Here is an 11692-nt window from a genome sequence, read left to right as displayed (position 1 = left end):
TCACCAGGATGTCCGTGCCGACTACGAGGTGACCGCGTCCGGGAGTTGGGGCGCGGCCGGCAGGTGACCGGCGGCGGTGGGCACCGTGAGGACCATGGTCATCCCGCCGCCGGGGGTGTCCTCGGCGGTGAGGGTCGCCCCGATGGCCTCGGCGAAGCCGCGGGCGACGGCCAGGCCGAGGCCGACGCCCGCGCCGCGCGGGGCGTCGCCGTAGCGCTGGAAGGGTTCGAAGATGCGGTCCTTGGCGTCGTCGGGGACGCCGGGGCCGCGGTCGGCGACGCGCACTTCGACGCGGCTGCCCAGCGTGCTGGCCGAGACGCGGACCGGCTCGCCCTCGGGGCTGTACTTCACCGCGTTCTCGACGATGTTGGCGACGGAACGCTCCAGCAGGCCCGGATCGACGGCGATCATCGGCAGTTCCTCGGGGATGTCGAGAACCACGCTGTCCTCCGGCACTCCGACGAGGGCCATCGGCACGACCTCGTCCAGGTCCACCTCGCGGATCAGCGGTGTGACGGTGCCGGTCTGGACCCGGGACATGTCCAGGAGATTGCCGACGAGGTGATCGAGGCGGTCGGCGCCCTCCTCGATGCCCGCGAGGAGTTCGGCCTGGTCCTCGTCGGACCATTCGACGTCGTCGGAGCGCAGGGAGGTGACCGATGCCTTGATGCCGGCCAGGGGAGTCCGCAGGTCGTGACTGACGGCAGCGAGCAGGGCGGTGCGGATGCGGTTCCCCTCGGCGAGTTTCCGGGCGTGTTCGGCCTGGGACTGCAGGCGCTGGCGGTCCAGGACGATGGCGGCCTGGGCGGCGAAGGCCGCCAACACGCGGCGATCCTCGGCGGGCAGGACACGACCGTAGAGCGCGAGTGCCATGTTGTCGCCGACGGGCATGTCGACGTGTGCGTCCTCCGGGCGCACGAGCGGGCCGGCGTCGCCCACGCTTCCCGAGCAGGTCCAGGGCGCCGTCTCGGATTCCCGCTCCAACAGTGCCACGGCCTCCATCGCGAAGGTCTCGCGCACCCGCTCCAGGAGGGCGTCGAGAGTGGTTTCACCACGCAGGACACTGCCCGCCAGGAACGAGAGGATCTCCGACTCGGCGCGCAGTCGGGCGGCCTGGTGGGTGCGCCGGGCGGCGACGTCGACGACAGAGGCCACCGAGATCGCCACCAGCACGAAGATGACCAACGCCAGGATGTTCCTGGGGTCCGAGATGGTGAGCTGACCCACCGGCGGGGTGAAGAACCAGTTCAGCAGGAGTGAGCCCACCACGGCCGAGGCCAGTGCCGGACGCAGGCCGCCGAGCAGCGCCGCCGCCACGGTCAGGGTCAGGAACAGCAGCACGTCGTTGGCGAGGCCGAGTCCCGTTCCCCCCTTCAACAGCAGCAGCGTCAGCAGCGCCGGCCCCACGACCCCGGTCAGCCAGCCCCAGATGATCCGCGACCGGCCCAGCCGCGCAGCGCGGGCGACGGGGAGACCCCGCCCCTTGGCGGCTTCCTCGTGCGTGACGATGTGGACGTCCAGGTCGGGTCCCGAGTCGCGGGCAACGGTGGAGCCCACGCCGGGACCGAAGGCGTACTGCCACGCCTTGCGGCGGGAGGTTCCCAGGACGATCTGGGTGGCGTTCACGCCCCGGGCGAACTCCAGGAGTGCGGAGGAGACGTTCTCGCCCAGGACATGGTGGAAGGTGCCGCCGAGGTCCTCGACGAGGGTGCGCTGGACGGCGAGTTCCTTGGGTGATCCGGAGTCCAAGCCGTCGCTGCGGGCGATGTGGACGGCGAGGACCTCGCCGCCCGCGCCCTTCTCGGCGAGACGGGCGGCGCGCCGGATGAGCGTGCGGCCCTCGCTGCCGCCCGTCAGGCCGACGACGATGCGTTCGCGGGAGCCCCAGATCTTCGAGACCCGGTGTTCGCTCCGGTACTCCTGGAGGTACTCGTCGACCCGGTCGGCCACCCACAGCAGCGCCAACTCGCGCAGCGCGGTGAGGTTCCCGGGTCGGAAGTAGTTGGAGAGCGCCGCGTCGACCTTGTTGGACTTGTAGATGTTGCCGTGGGCCATGCGGCGGCGCAGCGCGTGGGGAGACATGTCGACCAGTTCGATCTGGTCGGCGCGACGCACCACCTCGTCGGGGACGGTCTCCTTCTGCCGCACCCCGGTGATCGACTCGACGATGTCACCGAGGGACTCCAGATGCTGGATGTTCACCGTCGAGATCACATGGATCCCGGCTTCCAGCAGCTCCTCGATGTCCTGCCAGCGCTTGGCGTTGCGCGAGCCGGGGACGTTGGTGTGCGCCATCTCGTCCACCAGCGCCACGGCGGGTCTGCGTGCCAGGACGGCGTCCACGTCCATCTCGGTGAACACCGTGTCGCGGTACTCCAGCTCCCGGCGCGGGGTCTGCTCCAGCCCGTGCAGCATCACCTCGGTGCGCGGCCGGTCGTGGTGCTCGACGAAGGCGACCACGCAGTCCGTGCCGCGCTCGATACGGCGATGCGCCTCCGACAGCATCGCGTAGGTCTTGCCGACGCCCGGTGCCGCGCCGAGGTATATCCGAAACTTGCCGCGTGCCACGTGGTCCCGCTCTCGTGTCGAATCGTGATGAGGGGGCGAAAGCCCGGGGTGTCAGAGGTCGAAGCGGTAGCCCATACCGGGCGTGGTGGAGAAGTGCCGCGGACGTGCCGGGTCGGCTTCCAGCTTGCGCCTGAGCTGCGCCATGTAGACGCGAAGGTAGTTGGTCTGCGTGCCGTAGGAAGGACCCCACACCTCCTCCAGCAACTTCTGCTGGCTGACGAGCCGGCCGCTGTTGCGCACCAGCACCTCCACCAGATGCCATTCGGTCGGGGTGAGTCGGACGTCGTGCTCGCCGCGCCGGGCCTTCTTGGCCGCGAGGTCGAGGGTGAAGCTCTCCGTGACGATCACGGCGAGTTCGCCGGACGGCTGCGCCGTATCGATTCTTCGCGCCGCCGCCCGCAACCGGGCCAGCAGCTCGTCCATGCTGAACGGCTTGGTGATGTAGTCGTCGGCGCCCGCGTCGAGCGCGGCGACCTTCTCCTCGGAGGTCCGGCGGGCCGAGACCACGAGGATGGAGGCCCGGCTCCAGCCGCGCAGCCCCGCGATCACGTCGATGCCGTCCATGTCCGGCAGGCCGAGATCGAGCAGGACGACGTCCGGCGGGTTCGCGGCCGCCAGGGACAGGGCCTGTGCCCCGTCCGGCGCGGTCTCCACGTCGTAACCGCGTGCCTTGAGATTGATCTCCAGCGCCCGCACGAGCGGTGGCTCGTCCTCGACCACCAGCACCCGAGTCATCGGTATCCCCCTTCTGTTGTGCGTGCGAATGTCGCGGGTGGCCGCCCTCCCCTGGCGGGCCACCCGCGATACGGCTTCTCACTTCGTCGCGAGTTCCTCGACCGCGATGTTGAGCTTCAGGACGTTCACCGCGGGCTCACCGAGGAAACCGACGGTCCGGCCGGTGGTGTTGTCCTGCACCAGCTTCTCGACCTGGGCGACGGTCAGCCGGTTGCGCTCGGCCACGCGCTTGACCTGGATCTCGGCGTAGGCGGGCGAGATACCGGGGTCGATGGCGGAGGCCGAACCGGTCACCGCGTCCTTGGGGACCTCGGACTCCGGCACGCCGTTGAACTCCGCGACCCGCCTCTTCGCCGCCTTCACGTTCTTGACCAGCGTGGGATCGCTGGCGCCGAGCTGGCTGGAGCCGGTGGCCAGCGGGTCGTAACCGCTGTTGGACGGGCGGCCCTGGAACCACTGGGGATCGGGTGTCTTCGTGCCTTTGATGTTCCAGCTCTGGCCGATGAGTTCGGAGCCGACGACCTTGCCGTCGACCTTCACCTCGGAGCCGTTGGCCCTGCCGTGGAACAGGCCCTGGGCGATGCCCGTGACGACCAGCGGGTAGATGACGCCGCACACGACCGTGAGGACCAGCAGGACGCGCAGTGATGCCCACGCCAGGCGGAGGGTGCTGGTTACGGAGTTGTTCATGGCCGTCACCCGATTCCGGGGATCAGAGAGATGAGCAGGTCGATGATCTTGATGCCGATGAACGGGGCGATCAGGCCGCCGAGCCCGTAGACGGCGAGGTTGCGCCGCAGCATCCGGTCGGCGCTCATCGGCCGGTACTGCACGCCCTTCAGGGCGAGCGGGACCAGCGCGATGATGATCAGCGCGTTGAAGATGACCGCGGACAGGATCGCGGACTCGGGCGAGGCCAGGCCCATGATGTTGAGCTTGTCCAGGCCCGGGTACGCCACCGAGAACATCGCGGGGATGATCGCGAAATACTTGGCGACATCGTTGGCGATCGAGAAAGTGGTCAACGCGCCCCGGGTGATGAGGAGTTGCTTGCCGATCTCGACGATCTCGATGAGCTTGGTCGGGTTGGAGTCGAGGTCGACCATGTTGCCGGCTTCCTTCGCGGCGGAAGTGCCGGTGTTCATGGCCACGCCGACGTCGGCCTGGGCCAGCGCGGGGGCGTCGTTGGTGCCGTCGCCGGTCATGGCGACGAGCTTGCCGCCGGCCTGCTCGCGCTTGATGAGCGCCATCTTGTCCTCGGGCGTGGCCTCGGCGAGGAAGTCGTCCACGCCCGCCTCCTCGGCGATGGCCCTGGCCGTCAGCGGGTTGTCACCCGTGATCATGACGGTCTTGATGCCCATGCGGCGCAGCTCGTCGAAGCGTTCGCGCATGCCCTCCTTGACGACATCCTTGAGGTGGATGACACCCAGCACGCGAGCGCCCTCGTCGTCCTCGACGGCCACCAGCAGCGGAGTGCCGCCGGCCTGCGAGATGGCGTTGCTCAGCGTGTCGGCGTCCTCGGTCACCGAGCCGCCGCGCTCGTGGACCCAGGCGATGACGGAACCGGTCGCGCCCTTGCGGATCTTGCGGCCGTCGACGTCCACGCCCGACATCCGGGTCTGGGCGGTGAAGACGATCCACTCGGCGTCCACCAGCTCGCCCTGGTGGCGTTCGCGCAGGCCGTACCTCTCCTTGGCGAGGACGACGATCGAACGGCCCTCCGGCGTCTCGTCGGCGAGCGAGGAGAGCTGGGCGGCGTCCGCCACCTCGGCCTCCGTCGTCCCGCGCACGGGCACGAACTCCGCCGCCTGGCGGTTGCCGAGGGTGATGGTGCCGGTCTTGTCGAGCAGCAGCGTCGACACGTCACCTGCGGCCTCGACCGCCCGCCCCGACATGGCCAGGACGTTGCGCTGCACCAGACGGTCCATGCCGGCGATGCCGATCGCGGAGAGCAGGGCACCGATCGTCGTCGGGATAAGACAGACCAGCAGCGCCGTCAGCACGATCAGGGACGTCTGCTTGTCGGCGCCCGCGTAGAGGGCGAACGGCTTGAGCGAGACGACCGCGAGCAGGAAGACGATGGTGAGCGAGGCGAGCAGGATGTTCAGCGCGATCTCGTTGGGGGTCTTCTGCCGTGCGGCACCCTCGACGAGGTTGATCATCCGGTCGATGAAGGTCTCACCGGGTTTCGTCGTGATCTGGATGACGATGCGGTCGGAGAGGACCTTGGTACCGCCGGTGACGGCCGAGCGGTCGCCGCCGGACTCGCGGATCACCGGTGCCGATTCACCGGTGATCGCCGACTCGTCCACGGAGGCGACGCCCTCGACGACATCGCCGTCACCGGGGATGATGTCGCCGGCCTCGCAGACGACCAGGTCGCCGATGCGCAGCTCGGTGCCCGGGACCTGCTCCTCCACGTCGCCGCTCAGCCGGCGCGCCACGGTGTCGGTCTTGGCCTTGCGCAGGGTGTCGGCCTGCGCCTTGCCGCGGCCCTCGGCGACCGCCTCGGCCAGGTTGGCGAAGACGACGGTCAGCCACAGCCAGGCCGCGATGACCCAGCCGAACCACGCGCCGGGGTTCCCGAGCGCCAGGGCGGTGGTGACCACCGAGCCGATCAGGACCACGAACATGACCGGGGACTTGACCATCACCCGGGGGTCGAGCTTGCGGAAGGCGTCGGGCAGCGACTTCAGCAGCTGCTTCGGGTCGAACAGGCCGGCGCCGACGCGTCCGCCTTCCTGGTGTCCGGTGGGTATGTCGCCGTGCGGCGCCCGGGTCGGGGAACCCGTTGAGCTGGCGGCCATGTCGTCCTCTTGTCGCCTCTGTGCGTTGGTGGTCATGACGTCAGCCCTTCGGCGAGCGGTCCCAGTGCGAGCGCCGGGAAGAAGGTCAGACCGGTGACGATCAGCAGCGTGCCGACCAGCAGCCCCGTGAAGAGCGGCTTCTCGGTGCGCAGGGTGCCCGCGGTCCCCGGGACCGGCTTCTGCTCGGCGAGCGAGCCGGCCAGCGCCAGGACGAACACCATCGGCAGGAACCGGCCGAGCAGCATGCACAGGCCGAGGGTGGTGTTGAAGAACGGGGTGTTGGCACCGAAGCCCGCGAAGGCGGAACCGTTGTTGTTGGAGGCCGAGGTGAACGCGTACAGCACCTCGGAGAAGCCGTGCGCGCCGATGTTCGTCATGGCCGCCTTGCCGTCCGGCAGGGCGATGGCCGCGGCCGTGCCGATCAGCACCAGCGCCGGGGTGATCAGGATGTAGCAGGCGGCGAGCTTGATCTCGCGGGTGCCGATCTTCTTGCCGAGGTACTCGGGCGTGCGGCCGACCATCAGGCCGGCGAGGAACACCGCGATGATCGCCATGATCAGCATGCCGTACAGGCCGGATCCGACACCGCCGGGAGTGATCTCGCCGAGCATCATGCCCAGCAGGAGGACACCGCCGGAGAGGCCGCCGAACGAGTCGTGGAAGGAGTTGACCGACCCCGTGGAGGTCATGGTCGTGGAGACCGCGAAGAGCGACGAGGAGCCCTCGCCGAACCGCTGCTCCTTGCCTTCCATCGCACCGCCGGCGAGCTGCGCGGCGGTGCCCGGGTGGGCGTACTCCAGCCACGTCACCGCGACGACCGCGCAGAGCCAGACGACGCCCATGGCCGCCACGATCGCGTAGCCCTGCTTGAGCGAACCCACCATCTTGCCGAAGGTCCTCGGCAGCGAGAACGGGATCACCAGCAGCAGGAAGATCTCCAGCAGGTCGGAGAGACCGTTGGGGTTCTCGAAGGGGTGCGCGGAGTTGGCGTTGAAGTAACCGCCGCCGTTGGTCCCCAGGTTCTTGATGGCTTCCTGGGAGGCCACCGCGCCGGGGCTGAGGGCCTGCTTGTCACCGGTGAGGGTGGTGATGTGGTGGATGTCGCCGAAGTTCTGGATCGCACCGCACGCCACCAGGATGACCGCGGCGACCACCGAGAGCGGGACCAGGATGCGGACGGTGCCGCGCACCAGGTCGGACCAGAAGTTGCCTATGAAACCGGTACGGATGGGGGTCCCCCCGCTCGAGCGAAGCCGAGAGTGGGGGAGGGCGAAGCCGCGGACGAGCGCCACGGCGACGGCCATGCCGACGGCGGCGGAGAGGAAGTTCTGCACGGCCAGGCCGACGGTCTGGGTGACGTGGCCCATGGCCACCTCGCCCGAGTACGACTGCCAGTTGGTGTTGGAGACGAAGGACGTGGCCGTGTTGAACGCCTGGTCCGGAGTGATCGCCTTGAAGCCGAGCGACAGCGGCAGTTTGTCCTGCACGCGCTGCAACAGGTACAGGAACAGCACGCCGACCGCGGAGAAGACCAGTACGCCGCGCAGGTACGCGGGCCAGCGCATCTCGGCATCGGGATCGGCGCCGACGCTGCGGTAGATCCACTTCTCTATTCGCAGGTGCTTCTTCGAGGAGTAGACGGCGGCCATGTAGTCGCCGAGCGGGCGGTGCACCAGGGCGAGGGCCCCGACGAGCGCGGTGACCTGGAGCACATCAGCTAGAACGGGGCTCATGTGTGGGGCTCAGAACCTCTCCGGGAACACAAGGGCGAGGACGAGATAGCCCAGCAGGGCGACAGCCACGATCAGTCCGACGAGGTTTTCGACGGTCACAGCTTTGCCACCCCCTTGGCGACAAGGGCCACCAACGCGAAGACCGCGATCGTGGTGACCACGAGGGCCAGGTCGGCCATCGTGAACTCCTGGGGAGAGGTGTGGGCGAACGGACCAGGAGAGGGAATCGCGCGGTGGCTCGATCTCGCCCATCGTTGACGGGCTCCTTACGGCAATGGGCGTGACCTTGACGCATCCCTAACGCCCGCGAGGAAACTCAGGGAGGGAGCGCACGACTGCGGGAGGGTGCGAACGGGCGACAGCGACCCGCAGCTCAGTTCCGCTTTCCGGCCGGCCGAGCCGTCGCCGATCCCACCGTCCGAGCCGCTCCGCCACGCCACCGTACCGATTCGGCCGCGGCGGGGCCCGGCGCGCGGCACCGGTGGACGGGTCAGGGTTGCGTCAACGTCTCCGAACTCCCGCACGGTATTTGCCGACGCGAAGCGATGATGCTCCGAAGAACCTTGCACGCCGTCGATCGCCATGCCGTGAGCGTCCCTCCGTCATGCCGTCAGGCGTGCCGTTTTCCTGAAGAGGGGTTTGTGGACGCGTACGCGATGGCGCGGGGCGGCGTGACGACCGACGGGCCCGGGACACGTCCCGGCCGGCTCAAGGTCTTTCTCGGGGCCGCCCCCGGGGTGGGCAAGACGTACCGGATGCTGGACGAGGCGCGGCGCCGGTCGGCACGCGGTACGCACGTGGTGGTGGCCTTCGCGGAGTGCCACGGTCGTCCACACACCACGGCGATGCTCGACGGGCTCGACGTACTGCCACGGGTGACGCGCAGGCACCGCGGTACGGACATCGCCGAGGCCGACCTTGAGCATGTGTGGGAACTGCGGCCGCAGGTGGTGGTCATCGACGAACTCGCCCACACCAACGCACCGGGTGGCCGCAACGCCAAGCGGTGGCAGGACGTCGAGGAGCTGCTCGGCGCCGGGATCGACGTCGTGACCACCCTCAACATCCAGCACCTGGACTCCCTCAGCGACGTGGTCGAGAAGATCACCGGGGTGCCGCAGTACGAGACCGTGCCCGACGAGGTGGTCCGCCGCGCCGATCAGGTCGAACTGGTCGACCTGCCGGCCGAGGGCCTGCGGCGCCGCATGGCGCACGGCAACATCTACCCACCGGAGAAGGTCGACGCGGCACTGGCGCGCTACTTCCGGCTCGGGAACCTCACCGCGCTGCGCGAGCTGGCGCTGCTCTGGGTCGCCGGCCGGGTGGACGAGGCGCTGCGCAAGTACCGCGACGAACACCGCATCGGGCGGGTGTGGGAGACCCGCGAGCGGGTGGTGGTGGCTCTCACCGGCGGCCCCGAGGGTGCAACGCTGATCCGCCGCGCCGCTCGCATCGTGGACTGTGTGTCCGGTGGCGCGCTCCTGGCCGTCCACATCACCCGCAGCCATGACGTGGCCGGCTCGTCGCCCGCCGCGCTCGCCGGACAGCGGCAGCTCGTCGAGAGCCTCGGGGGCAGCTACCACGCGGTGGTGGGCGACGACGTGCCCGCCGCCCTCCTGGACTTCGCCCGATCGCAGAACGCGACCCAACTGGTCATCGGTGCCAGCCGCCGAGGCCGACTGCGGCGCGTGCTGATGCCCCGTGGTGTCGGGGAGACCGTGGTCGAGCTCTCGGGCGACATCGACGTGCACACGGTGACGCATGAACGCGCCGGCGCGGGACGGAAACGGGCCGCGCCGGGCAGCGGTCTGCCACGTTCCCGGCGGGTGGCCGGACCAGTGGCCGGCCTCGTGCTCCCGGTGCTGCTGACCCAGGTACTACGCGTCGTCTCCGGCCCGCTGGCGCTCAACCTGACCAGCGAGGCGCTGCTGTTCCTGCTCACGGTGCTGGGGGTGGCCTGTATCGGTGGTGTGGTGTCCGCGCTGCTCGCCTCAGTCACGACCTCGCTGCTGCTGAACTACTACTTCGTGCCACCCGTCGGCCACTTCACCTTCGCCGGTACCAACATGGTCGTCGCCCAGGCCGCGTTGACGACTGTCGCCGTCACCACCGCCGCCATCGTCGACCGTTCGATGCGGCTGAGTCGGCGGGCCGCGCGCGCGACGGCGGAAGCGGAGACCCTCACCTCGTTGACCGGCGGCATCCTGCGCGGGGAGCGGACGGTACCCGTACTCCTGGAACGGACCCGGGAGACCTTCGGCATGGACGGCATCGAACTGCGTCGGCGACGCGGGGAGACGGATTCCGGTGCCGTGGGCGGCCCGACACCGGACCGTGTCGGCGAGAACGACGAGCACCAGACCAAGGTCGCGATAGGGGACGACAGCGTGCTGGTGCTGACCGGTCGCCGTCTGCCCGCCTCCGAGCACCGCGTCCTGACGGCCTTCGCCGCGCATCTGACCGCGGCCGTCGAACGGGCCCGGCTGGCCGAGGCCGCCGCCGAGGTCGAACCGGTCAAGGCGGCCAACCGCATGCGCACCGCACTCCTGGCCGCGGTCGGCCACGACCTGCGGACGCCGCTGGCCGGTTGCTGGGCCTCGATCAGCTCCCTGCGCAGCCGTGACGTCGACTTCTCCGACGAGGACCGCGAGGAGCTCCTGGCCACCGCCGAGGAATCCCTGGCCAAGCTCAGTCGCCTGGTCGACAACCTCCTCGACATGAGCCGGCTGCAGGCCGGCGCGCTGACCCTGCGCCTGGAGCCGGTCGCGCTCGCCGACGTACTTCCGGCAGCGCTGGACACCCTGCCCGACTCACCCCCTCAGACGCGCGTGAATGTGGTGACCCGGGGGCTGGACGACGCGCCCGACGTGCTCGCGGACCCACCGCTTCTGGAGCGCGTCCTCGCCAACCTCGTGTCCAACGCGGTACGTCACTCACCCGCCGGGCGCCCGGTGACGATCGGCGCAAGTGCGCTCGCCGGGCGGGTGGAGCTGAGGGTCGTCGATCGCGGGCCAGGGATCCAACTCCCCGATCGTGAGCGGGCGTTCGAGCCGTTCCAGCGGCTCGGCGACACCGACAACACCACCGGCCTCGGCCTCGGCCTCGCCCTCTCCCGCGGTCTCACGGAGGCGATGGACGGCACTCTCACGCCCGAGGAGACACCCGGCGGCGGACTGACGATGGTCGTCTCCCTGCCCGCCGCAGAGGGTCCGCCCGTACGCAGTTGACCGCGCCCCACACGGTGCTCACAGCAGCCCGGACGCCGCCAGGACGCCGCGCGCTTCCTGCCCGTCGATCCGGTCCGCCAACTCCCCGAGTGCGTGCGTCCCGTGGCGCAGCGTGCCGAGGGCGAGGGAACGGCGGGCACCGGCGTCGAGCAGGTGCCAGATGAGCGGGTTGGCCTCCAGGACGCGGGAGTCCAGCACCAGTCGCCGACCGCGGGCGTCACGCAGCAGCAGGCGCGTGGCGACGCCGCCGTACCGTCGCACCGCGACCAGCGCGTCGGTGCGCACCTGCCGTCGTCCGACGAGACCGCGAACCGTCAGCCAGCCGTCACCCGCGCTGACGCGGGCCGGCAGGAGGACGGCGAAGGCGACGGCTCCGAGAAGGGCCCACAGTCCGGCGCGGGCCGGGGTGAGGCCGCCCGAGCCCCAGTCGAGCAGCATGAGCAGTCCGACGAAGGCCAGGGCGCACTGCAGGGCGCGCCGGGCGTGCGCACGCCAGTGGCGGTCGACGACTGTTTCCGGCCGTTCGGCGTGGACCGTCGCGACGGGAGCGCATCGTCGTTCCATTCCGCTGACAGTAGGCAGCGAGCCGGGGAACGCAAGGAAACCGGGTGGCATTTTGATG

At 69.8% G+C, this 11692-nt stretch carries 8 protein-coding genes; 1 reads left to right on the top strand and 7 read right to left on the bottom strand.

Annotated elements, in window-relative coordinates; genetic code table 11:
- Window positions 1–21 precede the first annotated feature (21 nt).
- The 6 genes from SNOUR_RS02305 to kdpF form a co-directional block, all read right to left on the bottom strand.
- Window positions 22–2568 carry a DUF4118 domain-containing protein gene (locus SNOUR_RS02305; RefSeq protein WP_067343382.1) on the bottom strand — a complete coding sequence of 849 codons (2547 nt, stop codon included), beginning with the start codon at window positions 2566–2568 and terminating at the stop codon, window positions 22–24.
- Between the two features lie 51 nt (window positions 2569–2619).
- Window positions 2620–3303, bottom strand: coding sequence for a response regulator (locus tag SNOUR_RS02300; protein ID WP_067343381.1), 684 nt, complete (start codon window positions 3301–3303; stop codon window positions 2620–2622).
- A 78-nt stretch (window positions 3304–3381) separates the two neighbouring features.
- Window positions 3382–3993 (bottom strand): potassium-transporting ATPase subunit KdpC, encoded by a 612-nt coding sequence (kdpC, locus tag SNOUR_RS02295; protein WP_067343379.1) that lies wholly within the window; start codon window positions 3991–3993, stop codon window positions 3382–3384.
- Between the two features lie 5 nt (window positions 3994–3998).
- The gene (kdpB, locus tag SNOUR_RS02290) at window positions 3999–6146 is read right to left on the bottom strand and encodes a potassium-transporting ATPase subunit KdpB (protein WP_067343377.1); all 2148 of its coding nucleotides are present in this window, start codon (window positions 6144–6146) and stop codon (window positions 3999–4001) included.
- Window positions 6143–7843, bottom strand: a complete 1701-nt coding sequence (kdpA, locus tag SNOUR_RS02285) for a potassium-transporting ATPase subunit KdpA (protein WP_067343375.1) — start codon at window positions 7841–7843, stop codon at window positions 6143–6145. Before kdpA ends, kdpB begins: the two co-directional genes overlap by 4 nt.
- A 9-nt stretch (window positions 7844–7852) precedes the next feature.
- Window positions 7853–7942, bottom strand: a complete 90-nt coding sequence (gene kdpF / locus SNOUR_RS02280; protein WP_067343373.1) for a K(+)-transporting ATPase subunit F — start codon at window positions 7940–7942, stop codon at window positions 7853–7855.
- Window positions 7943–8499: 557 nt separating this feature from the next.
- Between kdpF and SNOUR_RS02275 the strand changes: the two genes are divergently transcribed.
- Window positions 8500–11070, top strand: a complete 2571-nt coding sequence (locus tag SNOUR_RS02275; RefSeq protein WP_067357586.1) for an ATP-binding protein — start codon at window positions 8500–8502, stop codon at window positions 11068–11070.
- Window positions 11071–11088: 18 nt separating this feature from the next.
- Here the strand turns inward: SNOUR_RS02275 and SNOUR_RS02270 are convergent, their stop codons facing one another.
- Window positions 11089–11634, bottom strand: coding sequence for a hypothetical protein (locus SNOUR_RS02270; protein WP_067343371.1), 546 nt, complete (start codon window positions 11632–11634; stop codon window positions 11089–11091).
- Between the last annotated feature and the right edge of the window lie 58 nt (window positions 11635–11692).

It is taken from the genome of Streptomyces noursei ATCC 11455 (assembly GCF_001704275.1).
GTDB lineage: Bacteria > Actinomycetota > Actinomycetes > Streptomycetales > Streptomycetaceae > Streptomyces > Streptomyces noursei.
This window is presented reverse-complemented; position numbering and strand designations above follow the sequence as displayed.